Raw genomic sequence first — 24,383 nt, 5'->3', positions numbered from 1 at the left:
TCAGTCTTCGGCCTTGAGCAGATAGCCCAGGCCGCGCAGCGTCATCAGCGTCACGCCCGTGCCGGCGAGCTTCTTGCGCAGCCGGTAGACGACGACTTCGACAGCTTCGTATTGCACTTCGGTCTCGCCGGGAAACACCAGCGCGAACAGCCGCTCCTTGGCCACCGCATGGCCGGGCCGGGCGATCAGCGCCTGGATCAGCGCGCGTTCGCGCGGCGTCAGATCGAGCGGCTCTCCCCAGGCGTAGAGCGCGCCGCTTTGCTTCTCATAGCGCAACGCGCCCAGCACCGATTCCTCCTGGGCCGGCGGGCTGGTCAGGCCGGTACTGCGGCGTAGCAGCGCGCGCAGACGCGCTTCGAGTTCATCGAGATCAAACGGTTTGGTCAGATAGTCGTCGGCGCCGGCGTTCAGGCCCAGCACGCGGTCGCCGACGGTGTCGCGCGCGGTAAGGATCAGCACGGGCGTGCGCAAGCCTTTCTGGCGCGCGGCATCGAGCACCTGCAGACCGTCGAGGCCGGGCAGGCTCAGGTCGAGAACCACGGCGTCGGGCGGGCTGGCGAGCCATTCGCTCAGCGCGGCCGGGCCGTCGGCCGCGGTGCGCACCTGCATGCCGCGGCGCGCAAGCGTGCGCTGCAGCGTTTCACGCATCGCGGGATCATCTTCAACAAGCAACAGGCGCATGGGGGCGCAGATTATCACCTGGCGGGCGCAGCCGCCGTTGCGGGGCCTTGGTCAGCGCGGGTTTAGGGGATTACACCTAGGACTGCGTACAGCCTTTTGACAGGTGCCTGTCGCATGATTGCGCGGCAAGACTTCGATAAAACCTAAGGAGACAACCATGCGCCGAGACACCTTCCTTCACTCCCTGGCCGCCCTGGCCGTTGGCGGTGCGCTGCCCCTGAGCGCCCAGGCTTCGCAGGCCATCAAAATGATGCTGCCGGCCAACCCGGGCGGCGGCTGGGACAGCACGGGCCGGGCGCTGGGCAAGGCCTTGCAGGATGCGGGCGTGGCCTCTTCGGTGACGTATGACAACAAGGGCGGCGCCGCCGGTGCCATCGGCCTGGCGCAGTTCGTCAATGGCAGCAAGGGCGACCCGAACGCGATGATGGTGATGGGCGCCGTGATGCTGGGCGGCATCATCACCGGCAAGCCGCCGGTGAACCTGACCCAGGCGACGCCGCTGGCGCGCCTGACCAGCGAATACAACGTGTTCGTGCTGCCCACCAACTCGCCCTACAAGAGCATGGCCGATGTCGTTGCCCAACTCAAGAAGGACCCGGGCAGCATCAAGTGGGGCGGCGGTTCGCGCGGCTCGACCGAGCACATCGCCGCGGCGATGATTGCGCGCGCCGTGGGCGTGGACCCGGCCAAGATCAACTACGTCGCGTTCCGTGGCGGCGGTGAAGCCATTTCTGCCATTCTGGGTGGCAACGTCACCGTGGGCGGCAGCGGCTACAGCGAGTTTGCCGAATACATCGCCACCGGCAAGATGAAGCCCATCGCGGTGACATCGGCCCAGCGCCTCGCGGGCTCCAATGTGCCCACGCTCAAGGAGCAGGGCATCGACGTGGAAATCGGCAACTGGCGCGGCGTCTATGGCGCTCCCGGCATCAGCCGCGAGCAGCGCGATGCGCTGATCGCCTCGCTCGACAAGGCGGTCAAGAGCAAGTCGTGGGCCGAAGCGATGAAGAAGAACGACTGGACATCGGCCTGGCTGGCCGGCGATGCGTTCGCCAACTTCGTCGACAACGAGTTCGCGAGCCTGCGCGCGACCATGGTCAAGTCCGGCATGGTGTAAGGCCGCCAGCCTGGTGGCCGGGACATGCCCGGGCCAGGCCAGTGCCGGCGCTACGCGCCGGTTTTTTCCATCGTTCCGCTGTGTGAAGTCCGTGGTCCCAGACCAGGGAGATTTGCGCGCGGCGCGTGTTTGGTGCAGGTACGCAGATGACCGATCCCAGCCCCCACGATTCTTCCGATATTTCTCTTTCCTCCAGCGCCAGCGCGATTCCCGGTGTGCAACTGCAGACCGTGGTCGGTGCGGGCGTGCTGCTGGTCGCGGCTGGCCTGGCCGTGGGCGCGCTGGGCATTCCCGGTGATGCCGGCTATGGCGGCGTGGGCCCCAACTTCGTGCCCTGGGTCTGCGCGCTGGTGCTGGCGCTGTGCGGCGCCTGGCTGGTCTGGGAGGCGCGCACCGGCGGCTACCGCGCGATGGGCGAGCCCACGGGCAGCGCCAAGGCCGACTGGAGCGCGGCGGTCTGGGTTTCGGCCGGCCTGCTGCTCAACGCTGCGCTGATCACCACGCTGGGCTTCATTTTGAGCTGCACGCTGTGCTACGTGCTGGCGGTGCAGGGGCTGCGCCGCGCTGCGGGCCAGGCGGGCGCGCGTGAACCGCGCACCTGGGCCATTGACGTGTTCACGGGCCTGTGCATCTCGGCGCCGGTGTTCTGGGTCTTCACGCAGTTTTTGGCGATCAATTTGCCGGGTCTGACCGGGACGGGGTGGCTGTAATGGAAATTCTTGATGCCTTGATGGCGGGCTTTGCAACTGCCATTACGCCAGGCAATCTGCTGTGGGCCCTCGTGGGCTGTGCGCTGGGTACGGCCGTGGGCGTGTTGCCCGGCATTGGCCCCGCTGTGGCCGTTGCCATGCTGCTGCCCATCACCGCCAAGGTCGAAGTCACGGCCTCGATGATCTTCTTCGCCGGTATCTACTACGGCGCCATGTATGGTGGCTCGACCACCTCCATCTTGCTGAATACGCCCGGGGAGACGGCGAGCATGGTCACGGCCATGGAAGGCAACAAGATGGCCAAGAGCGGGCGCGCGGGTGCGGCGCTGGCCACGGCGGCGATTGGCTCGTTTGTCGCGGGAACGATTGCCACGGTGGTGGTCACCTTGTTCGCGCCTACGGTTGCGGAATTCGCGGTGCGCCTGGGCCCACCGGAGTATTTCATGCTGATGGTGCTGGCGTTCACCACGGTGAGCGCGGTGCTGGGTCAAAGCCGGGTGCGCGGCATGACTGCGCTGTTCATCGGTCTGGCTGCCGGCTGCATAGGCATGGACCAGATTTCGGGTGCGGCACGCTACACCGGCGGCAAGATGGAACTGCTGGACGGCATCGACATCGTGCTGGTGGCCGTGGGCCTGTTCGCCGTGGCCGAAGTCCTCTATGCGGCGCTGTACGAAGGTCGCACCAAGGACACGCAGAACCACATGGGCCGGGTGCACATGACGCGCCTGGACTGGAAGCGTTCCGTGCCGGCCTGGCTGCGCGGCACCGTGATCGGCACGCCTTTCGGTTGCATTCCCGCGGGCGGCACCGAGATTCCGACGTTCCTGAGCTATGCGGCTGAAAAGAAGCTGGCCAAGGGCGAGCACAAGGGCGAGTTCGGCCGCCAGGGCGCGATCGAAGGCGTGGCCGGCCCCGAGGCGGCAAACAACGCGACCGTGACGGCCGCGCTGATTCCTCTGCTGACGCTGGGCATTCCCACCTCGAACACCACGGCCGTGCTGCTGGGCGCGTTCCAGAACTACGGCATCAACCCCGGCCCGCAGCTGTTCACGACATCCGCCACGCTGGTCTGGGCGCTGATCGCTTCGCTGTATATCGGCAATCTGATGCTGCTGGTGCTCAACCTGCCCATGGTGGGGCTGTGGGTCAAGCTGCTGAAGATTCCCAAGCCGCAGCTGTATGCGGGCATACTGATCTTCGCCACCGTCGGTGCCTACGGCATGCGGCAAAGCGCGTTCGATCTGTTCCTGCTCTATGGCATCGGCCTGCTGGGTGTGTTGATGCGGCGCTTCGACTTCCCCACGGCGCCCGTGGTGGTCGGCATGATTCTGGGCCCCCTGGCCGAGGCGCAGATGCGCAATGCGGTGTCGATAGGCGAAGGCAGCTGGCTGATCTTCCTGCAACGTCCGATGTCGCTGACGCTGATCATCATCGTGCTGGCCGTGCTGATCGTGCCGCGCCTGCTGCAGCGCCGCGCCAGGTCCTGATTGTTTCTTCCTGTGTTTGCCTTTCAGCCCGCGAGTCTCTCGCGGGCTTTTTTTATGCGCGCTGCAGGCCCTCGATCAGCGCGTCGATGGTGACGCGCTGTCGCGCGGTCATGCGCGTGGTTTTGGTCCACAGCACATGGATGGGCAGGGGTTCGGGCTGGGCATCGCGCAGCACCACCTGCAGCTTCCCCGCACGCACTTCGTCTGCCACAAACCAGCCCGGCAATTGCGCCAGCCCCTGGGCGGCGAGCGCAGCGTCCTTGACCGCAGCCAGGTCGCTCACGCGCAGCCGTACGCGGTGCCGGGGCCGCTGCGTTCCGGCCGCATCACTGAACTGCCAGGCTTCGGCGGCATCGCCGCGCAGCCGCGCAATGCCGTCGTGATCGGCCAGCGCATCGAGCGTGCAGGGCTCGCCGCGCCTGGCCAGGTAGGCGGGCGCGGCGCACAGCCACAGCGCCTGCTCGCCGAGCCGGCGCGCTACATGCGAGGCGCTGTCTTCGAGCCGGCCAATGCGCAGCGCGATGTCGACATGCTCCTCGACCAGATCGACGGCGTGGCTCGACAGCAGCAGATCGAGATCGAGCGCGGGATGGCGCGCCAGCAATCCGCTGAGCACCGGCAGCACGCAGATACGCCCGTAGAGCGTGGGCAGCGCGATGCGCACCCGACCTGTGGGCTGAACGCGCCGTTCGGCGAGGGCCGATTCAGCCTGGTCCAGCTCCACGAGCGCGCGCAGGCAGCTTTCGTGGAATGCCTGGCCTTCGTCGGTCAGCGCCATGCGCCGTGTCGTGCGCTCGAACAGACGCACGCCCAGGCGCTGCTCCAGCCGCGCGACCGCCTTGCCCACGCTCGAGGCCGATAGGCCCAGCTGGCGCGAAGCGAGGCTGAAGCTGCCGCACTCGACGGCGCGCACGAACGCCTGGATGCCTTGGAACCGATCAAAGGATTGCATGCGAGATTCGATAGTTGGATGCTCTTGTGTTGTGGTCGATTCTATGGATTCGATCCAGGGGTTACTTATTAGCATGGTCTGCTTTCGCCGGAGCTTCTGATTCATGCACATCTCGTCACACCGCCAGCGTTGGCTGGCCATGGCCGGCATCGCCATCGCCAGCTTTCTGGGCTGCATAGACTTCACCATCGTCAACACCGCGGTGCCCGCGATCCAGTCGGCCTTGCAGGCCGACATTGCCCAGGTGCAGTGGATAGTCACGGCTTTTGTCGTCGCGCTGTCGAGCTGCACCATTGCCGTGGGGCAACTGGCCGACCGCTACGGACGGCGCGAAGTGATGTTTGCCAGCATGGCGCTGTTTGCGCTGGCCTCGCTGGGCGCGGGCCTGGCGTCCAGCCTGGGCTGGCTGATCGCGTGGCGCGCCATCCAGGGCATGGCATGCGCAGGGCTTTACACCGCGTCGGCGGCGTTGGTGGCGGCGATGTTTCCCGAACAGCAGCGCGGCAAGGCGCTGGGCCTGTTGTTCAGCATCAACGGCCTGGGGCTGGCGCTGGGGCCCGTGGCCGGCGGCCTGCTGGTGGAGGCCTGGGGCTGGCGCGCGGTCTTTCTGGTCAATGTTCCGCTGATTGCGGCCAGCTTTGCGCTGTGCATGGGCCGGCTTTCTGTGGCTGCCGCATCCACAGTGCGCGAGCGCTTTGACTGGCCGGGGGCGGTGCTGCTGCTCATGGTGCTGCCCTGCGCGCTCGCGGCCTTGATACACGGCAGCGACTGGGGCTGGGCTGCGCGCTCGACGCTGGGCCTGCTGGCCGTCGCCGCGCTGGCGGGCACGGCCTTGGTGGTGGTCGAACGGCGCGCGCCTACGCCGCTGCTGCGCTGGCCGCTGATCATTCAGCCGCGCTTTGCCGTCGCGGCGTGTGCCACCGCGGCGCTGGCGTTCTTCTATTGCGTGGCCTTCTTTCTGATGCCGCTGTATCTGGGCGAACTGCGCGGCCAGGACAGTGCAACCACGGGCTGGCTGCTGCTGCCCACGACGGCAGTGATGGCGCTGGTCTCGCCGCTGGCCGGCCGCGGCTGCGACCGTTTCGGCACCGGGCCTGTGATGGGCGCGGGCTTTGCGGCATTGCTGGTCTCGGCCCTGATGCAGGCCGCGTTTGACGCCAGCACGCCCTGGTCCTGGGTGCTGGCCGCATTTGCATTCATGGGCCTGGGCTGGGCCTGCGTGCTCGGGCCTTCGATGACGTCGGCGCTCACGGCCTTGCCGCCAGCGATGGCGGGCACCGCATTGGGCATGGCGACCACACTGCACAATCTGGGAGGTGCGCTGGGGCTGGCGATAGGCACGGTGCTGCACCGTTTTGCAGCGCAGGGCCGGGGATTCGTTGCGGGCTACCAATGGGTCATGTGGCTGCTGGCGGCGGTGTGTATCGGTACGTTGGCCGTGGTCTGGTTGGGGCGCAAGGCGCTGCGGGAGCGCAGCGCCTAGGCGCTTTCGGACCGGGCCCAGTGGTGGCGTGCTTCCCGGCACTCGAACTCACCGCTCACCTGCATTCGAAACTTGTCGCCAGTTCACGGTCGCCGCCACGGTAGTCTCGGGCGCGTACGGCGCTGCGGTTCATCCCTAGGCGCCTTGCGCAATGGCTTCGGCAGGCTTGCGGGCCAGTTCAATGAAGGACCGCACGTAATCGATGGCGGTGTCGGCCTCGCGTGCGCCCAGGAAGATCTGCTTGGCGATGCCTTGCTTGCCCAGCCGCACCGGCACGACGTCCATCTTGGCAGCGTATTCCTCGACCAGCCAGCGCGGCAGGGCAGCCACGCCGCGGCCACTGGCCACCATCTGCAGCATGATGTCGGTGGTTTCAATCGCCTTGTGGCGACGGGGCGTGACACCGGCAGGCAGCAGGAACTGGTTGTAGATGTCCAGGCGTTCGATCTCCACCGGGTAGCTGATGAGCACTTCCTGGTTCAGCTGCTCGGGCTTCACATAGGCCGCCGCAGCCAGGGCATGGCTCTTGGCCACGACGAGTACCTGCTCGTAGTCGAACACGGGTTCGAACTTCAGCCCCGGTTTGAACAGCGGGTCGGGCGTCACCAGCAGGTCGATCTCGTAGCCGAAGAGCGCACCTATTCCGCCGAACTGGAATTTCTGCTTGACGTCGACATCCACGTCGGGCCAGGCGGCCAGATAGGGTGAAACCACTTTGAGCAGCCACTGGTAGCAAGGGTGGCATTCCATGCCTATGCGCAGCGCACCGCGCTCGCCCTGCGCGAATTGGCCCAGGCGTTCTTCGGCCAGGTCCAGTTGCGGCAGCACCCGGTTCGCCACCGCCAGCAAGTACTGGCCGGCTTGCGTCAGGCGCAGGCTGCGGCCCTCGCGCAGCCAGACATCGGTGCCCAGTTGCTGTTCCAGTTTCTTCATGCTGTGGCTCAGCGCCGACTGGGTGAGGTTCAGCACGCCAGCGGCGGCCGTCAACGACCCCTGCTTTTCGACCTGCTGAACGATGCTGAGATGGATGCGCTCAAGCATTCAGATGACTCATATTCATGGATTTATGAAATAAGACCATTTTACTTCATTGATTCACGCCAATACGATAGCTGCTGTTGTTCGTTGACGTGTCGTCGACGCCCTGCATCCGTGATGCGCGGTCGACTTCTGCGTCAACGCGCAGAGCCATCCAGATGAAAGAAAAAATGACACATCCACTGCGTCTAGTCGCCGTTTCCGGCGGGCTGCAACGGCCCTCCAAGTCTGCAGCCTTGGCAGAGCATCTGCTGGACCTGATTGCCCATCAGGTTCCGTGCGAGCCGCACCTGATCGAGCTCGGTCAGCTCGCACCGCAGCTTGCCGGCGCGGTCTGGCGTTCGCAGCTGCCCGAGACGGTGGAGCGGCAACTTGCCTTGGTCGAGCAAGCGGATGTGCTGGTCGTGGCCACGCCGGTCTTCCGCGGTTCCTACACCGGCTTGTTCAAGCACTTCTTTGACTTCGTTGATCAGGACGCCTTGATCGACAAGCCCGTCTTGCTGGCGGCCACCGGCGGCAGCGAGCGCCATGCCCTGGTGATCGATCACCAGCTGCGGCCGCTGTTCAGCTTCTTCCAGGCATGCACGTTGCCGCTGGGCGTCTACGCGACCGACAAGGATTTTTCGGCCGGCTGCCCGAGCGACGCGGCCCTGATCGAGCGCGCCAGATTGGCTGTCGAACGCGCATTGCCGTGGGTCGAGTTGGCGCGCCATGCCAGGCCCGCTGCCGCCGCGGCGCTGTCCGCGGCCTGAAATACGAATCGTCTTTTCTCTCAATCCAAGTCAGCAGATCGCCATGAACGAAGAACTCAGCTTTAACCTCAAGAGCATTGATTTCGATGAAAACTATCACCCATCGGACGGCACGCGCATAACCACCAACTTTGCCAACCTGGCCCGCGGAAAGAGTCGGCAGCAGAACCTGCGCAACACGTTGAAGATGATAGACAACCGCTTCAATGACCTGGCGCCTTGGGACAATCCTGCGGGAGATCGCTACTGCGTCGAGCTCGAGATAGTTTCCGTCGAGATGAGCATGCAAGCCCATGGCCGCAGTGGCGCATTTCCGCTGATCGAGATACTGGAAATCGGGATTCTCGACAAGAAGGCGAACAAGCGCATCGACGGCATCGTGGGGAATAATTTCTCATCCTATGTGCGCGATTACGACTTCAGCGTCTTGCTCCCGGAATACAACCTTGATCGGGCGAAATTCAGCGCTCCTGAAGATTTTGGAGAGCTGCATGGAAAGCTGTTCAAGTCATTCATTGATTCGAGGACTTACCAGGAACGCTTCAAAAAGCCGCCTGTCATCTGCATAAGTGCCTCGACAAGCAAGACTTATGAGCGGACCTTGAACCAGCATCCGATACTTGGTGTCGAGTATCAGCAGAATGAGCTGTCATCGACCGATCAGTACTTTGCAAAAATGGGAATGCAGGTTCGGTTTTTCATGCCTGCGAATGGCGTTGCGCCATTGGCGTTCTACTTTCATGGAGACCTGCTGGCGGACTACACGAACCTGGAGCTGATCGGCACCATCAGCACCATGGAAACATTTCAAAAGATTTATCGTCCTGAAATCTACAACGCCAACCATGCTGCAGGAAAAATCTATCAGCCCAGCCTGAAGAACCAGGATTATTCGCTGACGCAGATTGTCTACGACAGGGAAGAGCGCAGCCAGCTGGCTTTCAAGCAGGGGAAGTTTGCGCAGGAGCACTTCATCCAGCCATACAGGAACGTTCTGGAGCGTTGGGCTGCAAATTTTGTATGCTGACCCAAAAGGCAAGCATCCATTCGTCATGAAGAAGTTGTTGCCGAGTTCGGCCAACGGTTTCCACACTCTGTCTTAGCGTTAAAGGAATTCCCAAATGTTCGAAACATCCATTGCCGGCAGTCTGCCGAAACCCGCCTGGCTGGCTGAAACCAACAAGCTCTGGCCTCAGTGGAGGGCTGAAGGCGATGCACTGCGCCAGGCCAAGGCCGACGCGACGCTGCTCTGGATCAAGGCCCAGGAGGATGCAGGCCTCGACATCGTGTGCGACGGCGAGCAATCGCGACAGCACTTCGTGCATGGCTTTCTTGAGCAGGTCGAGGGCATAGACTTCGAGCACAAGGTAAAGATGGGCATACGCGACAACCGCTACGATGCAATGGTGCCGCAGGTGGTCTCGGCCCTGCGCCTGAAGGGCAGGGTGCATGCCTTCGAGGCGCAGCTGGCGCGCGCCCACACGAAGAGGAAGCTGAAGTTCACTCTGCCCGGCCCGATGACCATCGTCGACACCGTGGCCGACCGCTTCTACGGCGACAAGGTGAAGATGGCCTTCGCCTTTGCCGAGCTGCTCAACCAGGAGGCCCTGGCGCTGCAGGCTGACGGCGTGGACATCATCCAGTTCGACGAGCCCGCTTTCAATGTCTATATGAAGGATGCTGCCGATTGGGGCGTACAGGCGCTAGAGCGCGCGGCCCAGGGCTTGACCTGCACGACGGCCGTGCACATCTGCTACGGCTACGGCATCAAGGCCAATACCGACTGGAAAAGCTCCCTGGGCGACGAATGGCGCCAGTATGAGACGGTGTTTCCCGCGCTGGCGCGCAGCTGCATCGATCAGGTGAGCCTGGAATGCATCCACTCCCATGTGCCGCCCGACCTGATGAAGCTGCTGATCGGCAAGGACGTGCTGGTCGGCGTGATCGATGTGGCCAGCGACGTGGTCGAGACCGCCGAGGAGGTGGCCGACACCATCGCCCGGGCGTTGGAATTCGTGCCCAAGGAGCGGCTGTTCCCGTGCACGAACTGCGGCCTGGCGCCGATGGGGCGCGATGTGGCCTGGCGCAAGTTGCAGGCGCTGGCGGAAGGCACCAAGCTGGCAAAGGAGCGGTTGGCCACGGCCTGACGGCTCGGGGTCGTTGCGCGCCATCCCCGTCTTGGGTGGCGCCACGCATTCTGCGCATGTCGTATTGCATGCGTCGCAGATCTTTCGTTCGTGGGCTCCTTGATCGGTACGCTGGCCGGTTTTCGCCCACAGCGGAAGGCTGGGTTGGCCTGCTTTGCGGCGAAAGCGGGCTCTGCGCTCATCCAGTTCCCCGCCCGACATCAGCCAACGCGCGCCGCGAGCGGGGCTCTCGCGGCAACCACTGTCCGCATGCCATGGGCCAACGAGGACGGCCTGCCTAGCGCCACGGCGCGGCATGGCACATCCTTTTCTCATGCCCGGCGCGATCCGTATTTCCGTCCGGCAGCCCGGCCTACAGCAGATGCCTGAGAATCCGCATCCTGCGACAATCCGCGTCGCGCGCGGCTATGTCCCCATTCCAATGCGACGGTCCCGACCGTCACCGCCGAGCAGCTGATCCGCTGGCGCGCATTGCTTCTGGTCGGGCGGCTGCGGCGCGGAGCCCGCCGGCGCCGATACATTCATCATCCATGGCTCTCGACCCCTTCACCCAGCTCGTCATCACCGCGGCCATGGCTGCCGCCTCGGCGCTTTACCTGGCCGCAGAATGGAGCAGCGTGCGCGAACGCTCGCTTTTGCTCTGGAGCGCGGGGTTTGCCATCGTTGCTGTGGGCAGTTCGCTGGCCCTGCTGCGTTCGAGCGGTTATGTGCTGGTCGGAATCTGGTTTCCCAACGGCTTGCTGATTGCCGCCCACTGGTTGTTCCTGGCGGGCGTCGCCGGGTTCATGCGCGTGCGTTTGCCGCACGCCTGGTGGCTGCTGGCCGTCGTCTGGCTGGCGATGCTGTTTCTGCCCGATGGGCCCTGGTGGTCGAAGGCGATGCTGGGCGTCCAGTCGCTGCTGATCGCCGCCACCACCTTGCGCGCCGGCCTGCTGCTGCGCCCGCATGACGGTGCGCTGAGCGTGGGGGCGGCGCAGCTGCGCTTCGTGCTGCTGGCGCATGGCTTTTTCTACCTCGCCAAGGCCGCATCGACCGTGGCGCTGGACGCCTTCGTCAACCTCGCCAGTTTCCGCGGCGCGGTGATCCAAGTCTCGCTGGTGGAAGGCGTGATGGCGATCATGCTGCTGGCGATGTCCATGACCGGCACCGAGCGCCATCGCCGCGAGGAACGCATCGCGCAGATCGCCGCGCGCGACCCGCTGACCTCCCTGGACAACCGCCGCGCGCTCTATCTGCGCGCACCGGCGCTGCTGGCCCAGGCCTCGCCGGCCAGCCCTGGCGCCCTGCTGCTGATCGACATAGACCACTTCAAGCAGGTCAACGACCTGCACGGTCACGATGCCGGCGATCGCCTGCTGGTCACGCTGAGCGACCTCATACGCGGCGCGCTGCCCCACGGCGCGCTGGCCGCGCGACTGGGCGGGGACGAGTTCGTGATTCTGCTGCGCGGCGTCTCCAGCGTCGCGGCCCAGGCACTGGGCCAGGACCTGCGCGCGGCGTTCGCGCAGCAGGCTCGCACGCTGTTCGCGACGCCGCAGCCGGTCTCGCTGAGCATAGGTGCCACCTTGATCGACCGGCCCGACGCGGAGCTGTCGCACTGGCTCAAGCAGGCCGACGAAGCCCTCTACGCATCGAAGCGCAAGGGGCGGGACAGGATGGAGCTGGTGCCGTTTGCGCCCGGGCGGGCGCACTGACTATCCGGGCGCTCGGGTAGCGGCTTAGGTGCCGTGCACCTTAGGCGTCTGCAGATGTTGGCTTACCGAAACCGTTCAAGGTTTCAGTCCTGCGACGGGGACAGTCACCAGAAGAACTGCCGGGTTCGCTACGACCATGCCCACGCCTGCAGCCATGTAAATCGGTGAAAGCAGGCGCATGGCGTCTGCGCTGCTTTGTGAATCCATCACTTCCACCTGATAGCGCTTGCTCAGTGCCATCGCGCTTGCGGGCGTCATATCCTTGCGTGGGACATAGCGCTTGCCCACCATGAAGGCGGTGTAGTAGATGAGGCCGTCTTGCGTTTCGCCATAGCCCAGCTTCCTGGCCTGGGCCTTGTCCTGCGCAGTCGCGTCCGGTGCCAATTGGAGCCTGACGTAACCGGCGGTCTTGCCGCCCGCCCCGACATTGAAAGGCCTGATCATCTCGGCGCTCAGGTGGCGGCGAAAGCCGGCTCTGAACGAAGACGCCATGATCGAATCGGTTTCAAAAATGTAGTGATATTGATCGCCCAGCACCACGAACATGGTCGAATCCGATGACATGCCCAGCGCCGAGAACGTTTCGGTGTAAGGTCGCGTGCGCGCACATGCCGAAAGAACTATGACGAGCGCCCCAAGAGTCAGTGCGCGCAGCAGCTTTGGTGTGGTCATCGTTGGTTGCATCGGCATTTTCGCCAACACGGAAATCAGAAATTCGTTGCGCTGATTGTATCGACCGTGGAATTTGCAGCTGTGCCGCTGACGGCAACATGAAGGCGCGCCTGGCTTGCGAGGGGCGCCGCGCCATCGCAAGCCAAACCGGTCATTGAGCAGGGAAGCGGGCAGATGGTCGCCTCGTTCTGCCGCCGCATGATCCCTTCAACGCCATCGTCGGCCCGCGGCCGATAGGGTGGATTCCGAGCAGGAGCGCGAGCGGTCGGGTCAATCTGGCTCCCTACAGCTTCTTCAACGCCTTCAACTACGTCCCGCCCATCATCGGCTTCGCCAGCATCGGTCGGAAAGACACGGTGCGCAATATCCAGGAGACTGGCGAGTTCGCGTGGAGGCCGCCATGGGCGTCCCCGGCCGATAGGCCAGTCCGGAAAAAACGAAAGTTCGGTGACGCACCAACGAAAGTGCAGTGACGTTCCGCAACCTGTTCAGGGTTTCCCCTTGCTGGCGTGCGATGGTCATCGAATATAGTTATGAAATATATCTATTATTCAACCTGGTGAATGGTCGATACATCCTGCTGACGGCCATTCCCGCGACCACGAAAGCCATGCCATGAAGCACCAGGACCTGGTGGCCATCGACTTCCATACCCATGCCGAAGTCAGCTGCCGCAACCCTTTCGACAACTACGGCGAGGAGTTCGATCGCGCGGCCGACAAGTATTTCGGCAGTTCGGCGCGGCCGACGATTGCCGAGACCGTGGCGTATTACCGCGAGCGCAAGCTCGGTCTGGTGATGTTCACTGTCGACGCCGAGTCGCAGATGGGCCGGCGGCGCATTCCCAACGAGGAGATCGCCGAGGCCGCGCGCGCCAACAGCGACATGATGGTGGCGTTCGCCAGCGTCGATCCGCACAAGGGCAAGATGGGCGCGCGCGAAGCCGAGCGGCTGATCAAGGAGGAGGGCGTCAAGGGCTTCAAGTTCCATCCGACGGTGCAGGGCTACGACCCGTACGACCGCATGGCCTGGCCGATCTACGAAGTGATCAACGCGCACAAGCTGCCCGCGATCTTCCACACCGGGCACAGCGGCATTGGCAGCGGCATGCGCTGCGGCGGCGGGCTGCGGCTGTCGTACAGCAATCCCATGCTGCTTGACAACGTGGCTGTGGACTTCGGCGACATGCAGATCGTCATGGCCCACCCGAGCTTTCCGTGGCAGGACGAAGCGCTGTCGGTGGCAATGCACAAGCCCAATGTCTGGATCGATCTGTCGGGCTGGAGCCCCAAGTACTTTCCCAAGCAACTGGTGCAGTACGCCAACACGCTGCTCAAGGACCGCGTGCTGTTCGGCAGCGACTTCCCGCTGATCACGCCCGAGCGCTGGATGAAAGACTTCGAAGTCGCGGGCTTCAAGCCCGAAGTGATGCCCGGCATTCTCAAGGGCAACGCCGTGCGCCTGCTGGGTTTCGACAAGGCCTGACGCGCAGCGGGGCGCTGTCCCGGAGCCTGCGCCGCGCAGGCGTTACCATCGCGCACATGTCTGAGACGCCTGCGCTTCGCGAATCCCCTCCGCCTGCGGCCCATGGGCTGCCGCTAGACGCCGACAGCATCCTGGCGCTCGCGGCGCGCTCGATGTTCCATCTGTTCTCGAGCATGAGCCAGGGCATGTTCCTGGCCGATCGCTCGGGCCGCGTGGTCTGGGTCAATGAAGGCTACCGGCGCTTCCTGCCGGCGCTGGGCGTGGCCTCGGTCGACGACTTTCTGGGCCATATGGTCGAGGAGGTGATTCCCAACACCCAGATGCGCCGCGTGCTCGAGACCGGCCAGCCGGTGCTGATCGATCTGCTGACCAACCAAGCGGGCACGTTTGTCGTCAGCCGGCTGCCGCTGCATGACGACGCGGGCCTGGTGATAGGCGCGATCGGCATCGTGTTGTTCGATCACCCCGAGACCACGCTGCAGCCGTTGATCAGCAAGTTCGCGCGCCTGCAGCGCGACCTCGACGATGCGCGCCGCGAACTTGCGGCGCAGCGCGGCCGGGCCCAGGCCGGCACCGGTCTGCGCCAGGCCAAGCATACGTTCGCAAGCTTCGTCGGTGCGAGCCCCGCGGCCACCGAAGTCAAGCGCCAGGCGCGGCGCGCTGCCCAGTCCTCGAGCCCGGTGCTGCTGCTGGGCGAGACCGGCACGGGCAAGGAACTGCTGGCGCATGCGATCCATGCGGCCTCGCCGCGTGCCGCAGGCCCGTTTGTCGGGCTCAATATCGCCGCCATTCCCGACACGCTGCTGGAAGCCGAATTCTTTGGCGTGGCGCCTGGCGCCTACACCGGCGCCGACCGGCGCGGGCGCGACGGCAAGTTCAAGTTGGCCGATGGCGGCACGCTGTTTCTCGACGAGATCGGCGACATGCCCGCAAGCCTGCAGGCCAAGCTGCTGCGCGCCCTGCAGGAAGGCGAGATCGAGCCGCTGGGCTCCAACCAGCTGCTGCCGCTGAACGTACGCGTGGTCGCTGCCACGTCGCGCGATCTGCAGGCCATGGTGCGCGCGGGCCAGTTCCGCGAAGATCTGTTCTATCGCCTGCATGTGCTGCCGATACGCGTGCCGCCGCTGCGCGAGCGCCGCGCCGATATTCCCGCGCTGGTCGAAGTGCTCAGCGACGACATGGGGCTGCGCAACGACATGCCGCCGCCCGAATGGCATGCCGATGCGCTGGCGCTGCTCGCGGCCCAGGAGTGGCGCGGCAATATCCGCGAGCTGCGCAATGTGCTGGAGCAGGCGGCAATGCGCGGCGACAGCGGCGTGGTCGATGCGCGCCTGCTGGCCGAAGTGCTGCGCGCCGCGGGCGTCGAGCCGAAACCGGCGCTGACCGATTTGGTCCCGGGACTGCCACGCACCGACCAGGCGCAAGATGAAAGCCAGCGCCTGCTGCGGCCGCTGCATGTGCAGGTGGCCGAACTCGAACAGCAGGCGATTGCCGCATCGCTCGCGGCCAACGGCGGCAACAAGCTCGCGACCGCGCGCCAGCTGCAGATTTCGCGTGCCACCTTGTACGCGCGCATCGATCAAACGGCTTGAATGGCTTGCTGCACTTTGGTGCAAACCCTGTGCTTGAAACAGACATCTGTCTGAAATTCAGACGGTTGATGTTGTCTGAAAATCAGGCATTTTGTAATCTGTCATGGCCAATGACTGACGCGCGCTGAGCAAAATCAAGGGCTTGCGCGCGTAGCCGCCAGAGATCGCCGCCTGGCACAAAGCCTGCTGTATCTTGTCCACTATTCAAAAGGAGACAAGCACCATGCAACGCCGCACCCTGGTTCATTCCGCCGTTCTCTGTGCGCTGGCTTTGACAGGCGCCCAAGCAGCCCTGGCACAGTCGGGCGAGATCCGCATTGCCCACGTTTACAGCAAGACCGGCCCGCTCGAGGCCTATGGCAAGCAGACGCAGGCCGGACTGATGATGGGCCTCGAGTACGCGACCGGCGGCAGCATGACCGTGGCCGGCAAGAAGCTGGTGGTGATAGAGAAGGACGACCAGGGCAAGCCCGATCTGGGCAAGAGCCAGCTCGCGACGGCGTACTCCGACGACAAGGCCGACATTGCCGTAGGCCCCAGCGCATCGGGCGTGGCGCTGGCAATGCTGCCCGTGGCCGAGGAGTACAAGAAGATCCTGCTGGTCGAGCCCGCGGTGGCCGACTCGATCACCGGCGACAAATGGAACAAGTACATCTTCCGTACCGGCCGCAATTCGAGCCAGGACGCGATCAGCAATGCCGTGGCGATCGATCGCGCGGGCGTGACGATTGCGACGCTGGCCCAGGATAACGCGTTCGGCCGCGACGGCGTCAAGGCGTTCAAGGACGCGGTGAAGAAGGGCAAGCTGGTGCACGAGGAGTACCTGCCCGCGGCCACGACCGACTTCACGGCCGGCGCCCAGCGGCTGATCGACAAGCTCAAGGACCAGCCGGGCAAGAAGATCATCTGGATCGTCTGGGCCGGCGCGGGCAACCCGTTCAAGATTGCCGATCTGGACCTCAAGCGCTACGGCATAGAGATCGCCTCGGGCGGCAACATCCTGCCCGCCATGGCCGCGTACAAGAACCTGCCTGGCATGGAAGGCGCGAGCTACTACTACTTCGGCATTCCCAAGAACCCGGTCAATGACGCGCTGGTGGCCATGCACTACAAGCAGTTCAAGACGCCGCCGGACTTCTTCACCGCGGGCGGCTTCTCGGCCGCGATGGCGCTGGTGACCGCGCTCAAGAAGACCAACGGCGACACCAAGACCAACACGCTGATCAAGGCCATGGAAGGCATGTCGTTCGACACGCCCAAGGGCACGATGACCTTCCGCAAGGAAGACCATCAGGCAATGCAGAGCATGTACCACTTCCGCGTGAAGAACGACCCGGCGTTTGCCTGGGGCGTGCCGGAACTGGTGCGGGAGATCAAGCCTGAGGAAATGAACATTCCGATTCGGAATGGGCGTTGAATGGGTTTGGCGAGGTCGTCCCTTCGCCCTGAAACGCCCTTCGACAGGCTCAGGGCGAACGGTATTGGCGAGTTAGACGGAGACACCCTTCGACAGATGGGGCGCGGCGCGACATCCGTTCGTCCTGAGCCTGCCTTGCCGGCCGCGTCGAAGGATGAACGGCCCACCCTAAGAACTTTTCGCGCCGCATATTTCGAATCCCCGCCGCCAACGCCTGCCGCCGCAGGCGTTGCGGCCCGTCACATCCTTTTTATGCTTGAAACCCAGAACCTGACGATTCGTTTTGGCGGCCATGTGGCCGTCAACGGTGTGAGCTGCCGCTTTGCGCCGGGCACGCTCACGGCCATCGTCGGCCCCAATGGCGCGGGCAAGACGACCTTCTTCAATCTGATATCTGGTCAGCTCAAGGCCACGGCCGGGCGCGTGCTGCTCGGTGACCGCGAGCTCACAGGCCTCGCGCCTTCGGCGCGCACCCATGCGGGGCTGGGCCGGGCATTCCAGCTCACCAACCTGTTTCCGAATCTGAGCGTGCTGGAAAACGTGCGCCTGGCGGTGCAGGCGCGGCTGCCGGGCAAGCACAGAGGCGGGCTCAATCTGTGGAGCATCTGGAGTGACCACGGCCGGCTCACGGCGCGCGCCCAGCAGGTGCTCGAACAGGTGGCGCTGTGGCCGCGGCGCGCCGAGCCCGTGGCGAGCCTGCCGCATGGCGACCAGCGCAAGCTCGAAGTCGCGCTGCTGATGGCGCTGGAGCCCGAGGTCTACATGTTTGACGAACCCACGGCCGGAATGGGCCATGACGAGGCGCCGGTGATTCTCGATCTGATACGCGATCTCAAGGCCGACCGCAGCAAGATCATCCTGCTGGTCGAGCACAAGATGGACGTGGTGCGCGAGCTGGCCGACCGCATCATCGTGCTGACCAACGGCACGCTGGTGGCCGACGGCCTGCCGGCCGAAGTCATGGCTTCGCCCGTGGTGCAGCAGGCTTACCTGGGCATAGCGCCGCAAGAGGAGGCCGCATGAATTCCACCGCTTCCATGCTTTCCCTGCGCGGCGTGCATACGCATATCGGCGCGTACCACATCCTGCACGGCGTCGATCTCGAAGTGCCGCGCGGCGAACTCACCATGCTGCTGGGGCGCAACGGCGCGGGGAAGACCACGACGCTGCGCACCATCATGGGACTGTGGCAGGCGTCCCAGGGCCAGGTGCTGCTGGGTGGCCAGGACATCACGCGCCTGCCCACGCCCGCGATTGCCCAGCGCAGCGTCGCCTATGTGCCCGAGAACATGGGCATTTTTGCCGACCTGAGCGTCAAGGAAAACCTGCTGCTGGCCGCGCGCCAGGCAAGCCACGCGGCGCAGATGGACGAGGCGCGGCTGCAGTGGATCTTCGGCCTGTTTCCGGCCGTGGAGAAGTTCTGGAATCATCCCGCGGGCAAGCTGTCGGGCGGACAAAAGCAGATGGTGGCCGTGGCGCGCGCCATTGTCGAGCCGCGCGATCTGCTGATCATCGACGAGCCCAGCAAGGGGCTGGCGCCGGCCATCATCCAGAACATGATCGCGGCCTTCGAGCAGCTCAAGGCCGCGGGCGTGACGATTCTTCTCGTCGAGCAGAACCTGGCGTTTGCCACGCGGCTGGGCGACAGCGTGGCGGTGATGGACAACGGCCGCGTGGTGCACGCCGGCCGCATGGCCGAACTCGCGGCCGACAAGGCCTTGCAGCAGTCGCTGCTGGGGCTGGCGCTGTGACGCGGCGCGACAAGGAGCACACATGAATTTCAAGGAACTGGACTGGAAACCGCTGGCGCTGGTGCCGGCGCTGGCGCTGGTGACGCTGCCGCTGGTCGGCTCGCCCAGCACCTGGCTCACGCTCACCGTGGCGGGCCTGGCCATGGGCATGATCATCTTCATCATCGCCTCGGGGCTGACGCTGGTGTTCGGCCTGATGGACGTGCTGAACTTCGGCCATGGCGTGTTCATCGCACTGGGCGCGTTTGTCGCCGCCAGCGTGCTTGGCGCCATGGGCGACTACACGGGCTCGGCGGATCTGTGGCGCAACCTGCTGGCCGTGCTGCCCGCCATGCTGATTGCCATGCTGGTGGCCGCGGCCGTGGGCCTGGCGTTCGAGCGCTTCATCGTGCGGCCCGTCTATGGCCAGCATCTCAAGCAGATCCTGATCACCATGGGCGGCATGATCATCGGCGAGGAGCTGATCAAGGTGATCTGGGGGCCGCAGCAGATTCCGCTGCCGCTGCCCGAAGGCATGCGCGGGGCCTGGCTGCTGGGCGACGCGGCGGTGGAGAAGTACCGCGTGGTGGCGGTGCTCGTGGGCCTGGCGGTGTTTGCTGCGCTGGCCTACACGCTGGCGCGCACCAAGGTCGGCCTGCTGATTCGCGCGGGCGTGCAGGACCGCGAAATGGTCGAGGCGCTGGGCTACCGCATTCGGCGGCTGTTTGTCGGCGTGTTTGTCGTCGGCTCGGCGCTTGCCGGCCTGGGCGGCGTGATGTGGGGGCTGTACCAGCAGAACGTGATTCCGCAGATGGGCGCGCAGGTCAATGTGCTGATCTTCATCGTGATCATCATCGGCGGCCTGGGCTCCACGGGCGGGGCGCTGATAGGCGCGCTGCTGGTCGGCTTGATGGCCAACTACACCGGATTTCTGGTGCCCAAGGTCGCGCTGTTTTCCAACATCGCGCTGATGGTCGCCATCCTGCTGTGGCGGCCCCAGGGCGTATACCCGGTGGCCAACCGTTGAACCAGGAGTCACAAGCATGTTGAACCGATTGCTTTCCGGCGATATGCCGCGCAGCCGACCGCTGGCGGTGATCCTGCTCGCCATTCTGGTGGGCCTGGCGATTGCGCCGTTTCTGTTTCCCGGCGTCAAGGCGCTGAACGTCGCCGCCAAGGTGCTGATCTTCGTGGTGCTGGTCGCCAGCTTCGATCTGCTGCTGGGCTATACCGGCATCGTGAGCTTTGCCCACACCATGTTCTTCGGCATAGGCGCCTACGGCGTGGCGATTGCGGCGGGGCGCATGGGCCCCACCTGGAGCGCGCTGGCGCTGGGCATAGGCTGCGCATTGCTGCTCAGCCTGCTGCTGTCGCTGGCCGTGGGGCTGTTCTCGCTGCGCGTGCGCGCGATCTTCTTTGCGATGATCACTCTGGCCGTGGCCGCGGCCTTCCAGACGCTGGCCTCGCAGCTGTCGGAGTGGACCGGCGGCGAGGACGGCCTCACGTTCAAGCTGCCCGAGTGGCTGTCGCCGAGCTTCGAGCCGTTCGACAGCGAGTTCCTGGGACGCATGATTGACGGCAAGCTCATCACCTACTACCTGCTGTTTGTCGTCGCGCTGGTGCTGCTGCTGGCGCTGCTGCGCATCGTGAACTCGCCGTTCGGACGGGTGCTGCAGGCGATACGCGAAAACGAGTTCCGCGCCGAGGCGCTGGGCTACCGCGTCGTGGTCTACCGCACCTTGTCGAGCGTGCTGTCGGCGCTTTTTGCCTGCCTCGCGGGCGCGATGCTCGCGCTCTGGCTGCGCTACAACGGGCCCGAGACCTCGCTGTCGTTCGAGATCATGATGGACTGCCTGCTGATCGTGGTCATAGGTGGCATGGGAACGATCTACGGCAGCGCCATCGGCGCGGTGCTGTTCCTGATCGCGCAGAGCTATCTGCAGGACCTGCTGCGCCTGGGCAGCGAAGCCGCGGCGGGTCTGCCCTGGCTGGCCGCGCTGCTGAGCCCCGACCGCTGGCTGCTGTGGCTGGGCGTGCTGTTCGTGCTGTCGGTCTATTACTTTCCCACGGGCATCGTCGGCCGCCTGCGCGCCGCGGCCCTGCGCAGGAGCACGCCATGAGCAATGCGGCAACACGTCTGGAATGTGCGATTCCCTCAACCGACGAGCAGGCCGGCTGGGCGGTGCAACTTGCCCGGGTGCCCGCACCGGCTTCGCGCTATGTGCGATGCGCGGGGTACGAGATCCACTACATGGATTGGTCGGCGGCGGCGGCCGATGCGGCCTTGCCCACGGTGATTGCCTGGCATGGTCTGGCGCGCACCGGGCGCGACATGGACCCGCTGGCGCGCTATCTCGCGGCGCAAGGTTACCGCGTGATCTGCCCCGACACGCTGGGCCGCGGCCTGAGCGAATGGAGCCGCGCGCCCGGCGACGAGTACCAGCTGCGCTTCTATGCGCGGCTGGCGCGAGAACTCTCCGATGCGCTGGGGCTGGAGCAGATCCATTGGGTGGGAACGTCAATGGGCGGGGCCATAGGCACGGTCTGCGCGTCAGGCTTGTTCGAGCCGACGCTGGCAGCGCGCATATGCAGCCTGGTGCTCAACGACAACGCGCCCGAACTCGCCGCGCCGGCGCTCGAACGCATCAAGGGCTATGCGGGCCAGCCGCCGGTGTTCGCGACCATGGCCGAACTCGAGGCGTTTTTCCGCAGCGCCTACGCACCCTATGGCTGGCTGCCCGAGGCGCAATGGCGCGCGCTCACGGAGAGCAGCATGCGCCGCCTGCCCGATGGCCGCGTGACGCCGCACTACGACCCGCGCATGATCGAGCAGTTCACGGAGCATGAAAACGATTATCTGATCTGGCAGCATTACGACGCCATTCAGGTGCCCGTGCTGCTGCTGCGCGGCGAGGCCTCGGATCTGGTTCTGGCGTCGACGGCCCAGCAGATGATGCAGCGCGGGCCGGGCGCGCGCGGGCAGTTGCAATGGCTGGAGGTCTCGGGCTGCGGGCACGCGCCGGCGCTCAATGTATTGAAACAGTGGCAGGCGGTGAAGGGGGCGCTGCGCGCAGGGGAGAGCAACCTTCGATCCTTCGACGGGCTCAGGACTCAGGGTGAACGTCCTCTGGGCACGTAAAAAAGCCCCGCAAGCGGGGCGGTTGGCATACCTAATCCGGAATCGAGCAATGCCCGCCCTGTGACGCCTGCCCCGAGCCCGCGGCGATCAGCGGCGCTTCGTAGCGCAGATCGACGGGGGCCGAGTGGGTGTAGTCCCAGGCCAGGAAAGCGAGCAGCACGGCCCAGAAGGCGATGCGCAAAGTGGTCTGTTGCGTCATGGTGTGCTGTCCTTTCAGAAGCCGAAGCGCCGGCGAATGCGCAGGCCGAAGATGGTGCCGGCGAAGGCCAGCGGCACCCAGATCCAGCCATGGATGCTGCCCGTGCTGATGCCCGACAGCATGGCGCCCACATTGCAGCCAAACGCCAGGCGCGAGCTGTAGCCCAGCACCAGGCCGGCGACCAGCGCCACCACCCATTGCGTTCCCGTCAGCGCCTTGGCCGAAGGCGGCTTGTTTGCCGCGACCCACAGCGCGCCGGCCAGAATGCCGATGTTGGTGATGCTGGTGACGTCGAGCAGAACGGTTTCCTGCAATCGCGCGGCATTGCCGGGCTGGCTCCAGAACCAGTTCTGTGCCAGGTCGACCGCGCCCGTGGCGCTGGCCACTTTTGCCGCCCACAGGCCAAAGCCATAGACCACGCCCCAGGGCTGGCCCGCAATCACCAGATTGGCCGTGGCCAGAATCGCCAGCAGCACCGCGCCCACCACCCATTTGCGCTGCCACAGCGGCTGGGTCGCGCGCTGCAGCCTGGCATTGGCCTGGCCCACATACCAGCGCACGCCCACGGCCACCAGCGCCAGCGCCAGCAGCGTTGCGCCCAGCGCCGCGGGCCAGCCCCAGCGGCTCACCAGGCCCACGGGCTGCACGCGGCCCAGTTCCAGCCACCAGCCCAGGTGCATGGAGCCGACAAAGCTGCCGATGGCAAACATCGGCAGGATGGCGGCGTTCATGGGAATGCCCATGCCGGCCTTGTAGAGCGTGCCGCTGCCGCAGCCGTCCGCAATCTGCATGCACAGGCCGAAGACAAAGGCGCCGATCAGCAGGCTGATGCTGGGCGGGCCCAGCGCCGCCGTGAGTTCGGGGAAGCTGCCCAGCAGCGGCATTGCCAGCGCGGCGGCCAGCGCCAGCAAAAGCAGCTGGCCGAACACGCCGCTCGCGTCCTTTTCCTCGATCAGCAGGCGCCAGCCCGTGGTGAAGCCAAAACGCTGGCCCGCAAGCACCGCGCCCAGGCCTATGCCCACGGCAAACAGCGCGGCCTGGCGCACGGACACGGTCCACAGCAGCCAGGCAAAGAAAACGGCCATCAAGGCCGCAAGGGGTAGACGTTTCATGGATTTACTTGAATTTGCGCTGCCACCATTGGCGCGCGTCATAGGCCAGCGACTCGGCGCGGCTGGGTTGGTTCTCGAGCGCCGGCGCGTCCGGCTGCTGGGTCCAGTCGACCATGGAGCCCGCATACAGCTTGACGTTGGGCAGGCCGGCCATCTCGCTCAGGCCGAACCAGTCGGTCGCGGCCCAGTGGCCGGTGTTGCAGAACGCCACCATGTCTTCGCCCTGCTTGCGCTGCACCTTGGCGGCAATCTGTTTGGCCGCGGCGGTGTCGACAAAGGTCGAGGTGCCGGGCACGAACCACTGGTTGAAATCGAGCTGCTGCGCGCCGGGCAGCGTGCCCGACAGCTTGGCCGCGGGCGCGCGCGTCTTGCCCTGGTAGAAGGCGTCGGGGCGCGAATCGACCAGCGCCGCGTTGCTCAGGTCGAGGTTCTTGCGGATGTCCTCGCGCGTGGCGATCAGGCTGGTGTCGAGCTGGGGCTGCCAACTGCTGGCCGCGATCTGCACGGCCGCGTTGTCCTGTGGTAGCTTGGCGTCGGCCCAGGCTTTCATGCCGCCGTTGACGATGGACAGCTCCTTGAGCCCCAGTGTCTTGAGCGTCCAGTAGACGCGCGCCGAAGCGCCGAAATCGGTGGCATCCGCGCCACTGGACACGACCACTGCATGCGTCGCCGGCGTGAGGCCCAGCGACTGCACCAACTGCGTGAGTTTGGAAATGTCGGGCAGTTCGCCGGGGTTCGTTGCCGGGCCGCGCCACTTGCCATACGGTGCGCTCACCGCGCCGGGAATATGCTGCTTGGCATAGGCTTGCGGGTCGCGTATATCGATCACGCGCAATGCGGCCGTGGACGCTGGAATGGCGCTGAGTTGCGCCGCAGTCAGCAGGGGCTGGGCCGCGAAGGCCCAGTGACCTGCACTCAGGGCCAGCGCAAAAGCAAGGATTTTTTTCATGCCTCAATTGTCCGTGGGCATGAC

Annotated in this window: 23 protein-coding genes and 1 pseudogene; 17 read left to right on the top strand and 7 right to left on the bottom strand. The window is 65.1% G+C overall.

Features of this window, described 5'->3' with window-relative positions; genetic code table 11:
- On the bottom strand, positions 1-681 hold the full coding sequence (locus ACSVDO_RS14715) for a response regulator transcription factor (RefSeq protein ID WP_332539727.1): 681 nt from the start codon (positions 679-681) through the stop codon (positions 1-3).
- Positions 682-838: 157 nt separating this feature from the next.
- Between ACSVDO_RS14715 and ACSVDO_RS14710 the strand changes: the two genes are divergently transcribed.
- The 3 genes from ACSVDO_RS14710 (at position 839) to ACSVDO_RS14700 (ending at position 3,998) form a co-directional block, all read left to right on the top strand.
- On the top strand, positions 839-1,798 hold the full coding sequence (locus ACSVDO_RS14710; RefSeq protein ID WP_332539726.1) for a Bug family tripartite tricarboxylate transporter substrate binding protein: 960 nt from the start codon (positions 839-841) through the stop codon (positions 1,796-1,798).
- Positions 1,799-1,944: 146 nt separating this feature from the next.
- Entirely contained in the window at positions 1,945-2,508 is a 564-nt protein-coding gene (locus ACSVDO_RS14705; RefSeq protein WP_489593074.1) for a tripartite tricarboxylate transporter TctB family protein, read from the top strand.
- The gene (locus ACSVDO_RS14700) at positions 2,508-3,998 is read left to right on the top strand and encodes a tripartite tricarboxylate transporter permease (protein WP_489593072.1); all 1,491 of its coding nucleotides are present in this window, start codon (positions 2,508-2,510) and stop codon (positions 3,996-3,998) included. The genes ACSVDO_RS14705 and ACSVDO_RS14700 overlap by 1 nt, the downstream gene beginning before the upstream one ends.
- A 52-nt stretch (positions 3,999-4,050) precedes the next feature.
- Here ACSVDO_RS14700 and ACSVDO_RS14695 read toward each other — a convergent pair whose 3' ends face one another.
- Positions 4,051-4,950: a LysR family transcriptional regulator gene (locus tag ACSVDO_RS14695; RefSeq protein ID WP_489593070.1), complete on the bottom strand. Its 900-nt coding sequence runs from the start codon at positions 4,948-4,950 to the stop codon at positions 4,051-4,053.
- A gap of 103 nt (positions 4,951-5,053) precedes the next feature.
- Here ACSVDO_RS14695 and ACSVDO_RS14690 point away from each other — a divergent pair, with 103 nt between their 5' ends.
- On the top strand, positions 5,054-6,433 hold the full coding sequence (locus ACSVDO_RS14690; RefSeq protein ID WP_489593068.1) for an MFS transporter: 1,380 nt from the start codon (positions 5,054-5,056) through the stop codon (positions 6,431-6,433).
- 135 nt (positions 6,434-6,568) lie between these two features.
- Here the strand turns inward: ACSVDO_RS14690 and ACSVDO_RS14685 are convergent, their stop codons facing one another.
- On the bottom strand, positions 6,569-7,474 hold the full coding sequence (locus tag ACSVDO_RS14685; RefSeq protein ID WP_489593066.1) for a LysR family transcriptional regulator: 906 nt from the start codon (positions 7,472-7,474) through the stop codon (positions 6,569-6,571).
- A gap of 167 nt (positions 7,475-7,641) precedes the next feature.
- Between ACSVDO_RS14685 and msuE the strand changes: the two genes are divergently transcribed.
- The 4 genes from msuE (at position 7,642) to ACSVDO_RS14665 (ending at position 12,064) form a co-directional block, all read left to right on the top strand.
- Entirely contained in the window at positions 7,642-8,223 is a 582-nt protein-coding gene (gene msuE, locus ACSVDO_RS14680) for an FMN reductase (protein WP_489593064.1), read from the top strand.
- Positions 8,224-8,266: 43 nt separating this feature from the next.
- Complete coding sequence (locus tag ACSVDO_RS14675) at positions 8,267-9,250, top strand: DUF1852 domain-containing protein (RefSeq protein ID WP_489593063.1); 984 nt, start codon at positions 8,267-8,269, stop codon at positions 9,248-9,250.
- A 94-nt stretch (positions 9,251-9,344) separates the two neighbouring features.
- Complete coding sequence (locus tag ACSVDO_RS14670; protein ID WP_332539702.1) at positions 9,345-10,370, top strand: methionine synthase; 1,026 nt, start codon at positions 9,345-9,347, stop codon at positions 10,368-10,370.
- Positions 10,371-10,900: 530 nt separating this feature from the next.
- On the top strand, positions 10,901-12,064 hold the full coding sequence (locus ACSVDO_RS14665) for a GGDEF domain-containing protein (protein ID WP_489593061.1): 1,164 nt from the start codon (positions 10,901-10,903) through the stop codon (positions 12,062-12,064).
- Positions 12,065-12,139: 75 nt separating this feature from the next.
- Here ACSVDO_RS14665 and ACSVDO_RS14660 read toward each other — a convergent pair whose 3' ends face one another.
- Positions 12,140-12,736 carry a hypothetical protein gene (locus ACSVDO_RS14660; RefSeq protein ID WP_489593059.1) on the bottom strand — a complete coding sequence of 199 codons (597 nt, stop codon included), beginning with the start codon at positions 12,734-12,736 and terminating at the stop codon, positions 12,140-12,142.
- Positions 12,737-12,924: 188 nt separating this feature from the next.
- Here ACSVDO_RS14660 and ACSVDO_RS14655 point away from each other — a divergent pair.
- The 9 genes and pseudogenes from ACSVDO_RS14655 to ACSVDO_RS14615 form a co-directional block, all read left to right on the top strand.
- Positions 12,925-13,128: pseudogene (locus ACSVDO_RS14655) on the top strand (flavin reductase family protein); the annotation flags it as partial.
- A 223-nt stretch (positions 13,129-13,351) separates the two neighbouring features.
- Positions 13,352-14,221 (top strand): amidohydrolase family protein, encoded by an 870-nt coding sequence (locus ACSVDO_RS14650; RefSeq protein ID WP_332539227.1) that lies wholly within the window; start codon positions 13,352-13,354, stop codon positions 14,219-14,221.
- 56 nt (positions 14,222-14,277) lie between these two features.
- On the top strand, positions 14,278-15,813 hold the full coding sequence (locus ACSVDO_RS14645) for a sigma-54 interaction domain-containing protein (RefSeq protein WP_489593057.1): 1,536 nt from the start codon (positions 14,278-14,280) through the stop codon (positions 15,811-15,813).
- Between the two features lie 223 nt (positions 15,814-16,036).
- On the top strand, positions 16,037-17,230 hold the full coding sequence (locus ACSVDO_RS14640; protein ID WP_489593055.1) for a substrate-binding domain-containing protein: 1,194 nt from the start codon (positions 16,037-16,039) through the stop codon (positions 17,228-17,230).
- A gap of 252 nt (positions 17,231-17,482) precedes the next feature.
- Positions 17,483-18,253: an ABC transporter ATP-binding protein gene (locus tag ACSVDO_RS14635; protein ID WP_332539230.1), complete on the top strand. Its 771-nt coding sequence runs from the start codon at positions 17,483-17,485 to the stop codon at positions 18,251-18,253.
- Positions 18,250-18,981: an ABC transporter ATP-binding protein gene (locus tag ACSVDO_RS14630; RefSeq protein WP_332548429.1), complete on the top strand. Its 732-nt coding sequence runs from the start codon at positions 18,250-18,252 to the stop codon at positions 18,979-18,981. Before ACSVDO_RS14635 ends, ACSVDO_RS14630 begins: the two co-directional genes overlap by 4 nt.
- A gap of 22 nt (positions 18,982-19,003) precedes the next feature.
- Complete coding sequence (locus ACSVDO_RS14625; RefSeq protein WP_332539233.1) at positions 19,004-19,987, top strand: branched-chain amino acid ABC transporter permease; 984 nt, start codon at positions 19,004-19,006, stop codon at positions 19,985-19,987.
- Between the two features lie 16 nt (positions 19,988-20,003).
- The gene (locus ACSVDO_RS14620; protein ID WP_489593052.1) at positions 20,004-21,080 is read left to right on the top strand and encodes a branched-chain amino acid ABC transporter permease; all 1,077 of its coding nucleotides are present in this window, start codon (positions 20,004-20,006) and stop codon (positions 21,078-21,080) included.
- A gap of 131 nt (positions 21,081-21,211) precedes the next feature.
- Positions 21,212-22,099, top strand: a complete 888-nt coding sequence (locus ACSVDO_RS14615; RefSeq protein WP_489596411.1) for an alpha/beta fold hydrolase — start codon at positions 21,212-21,214, stop codon at positions 22,097-22,099.
- Positions 22,100-22,130: 31 nt separating this feature from the next.
- On the opposite strand, the gene ACSVDO_RS14610 is transcribed toward ACSVDO_RS14615, so the two are convergent.
- From ACSVDO_RS14610 to ACSVDO_RS14600, 3 genes are read right to left on the bottom strand one after another with little or no spacing between them, the layout of a single operon-like run.
- Positions 22,131-22,298 (bottom strand): hypothetical protein, encoded by a 168-nt coding sequence (locus ACSVDO_RS14610; protein WP_489593050.1) that lies wholly within the window; start codon positions 22,296-22,298, stop codon positions 22,131-22,133.
- 14 nt (positions 22,299-22,312) lie between these two features.
- A complete protein-coding gene (locus tag ACSVDO_RS14605; RefSeq protein ID WP_489593048.1) occupies positions 22,313-23,410 on the bottom strand; it encodes a YeeE/YedE thiosulfate transporter family protein in 1,098 nt (365 codons plus the stop codon).
- A 4-nt stretch (positions 23,411-23,414) separates the two neighbouring features.
- On the bottom strand, positions 23,415-24,359 hold the full coding sequence (locus tag ACSVDO_RS14600; protein WP_489593046.1) for a sulfurtransferase: 945 nt from the start codon (positions 24,357-24,359) through the stop codon (positions 23,415-23,417).
- Positions 24,360-24,383 lie beyond the last annotated feature (24 nt).

The sequence above is a fragment of the Comamonas sp. DB36 genome (assembly GCF_057914905.1).
The sequence above is the reverse complement of the archived record's forward strand: the minus strand, read 5'-3'. Positions and strand labels throughout refer to the sequence as shown.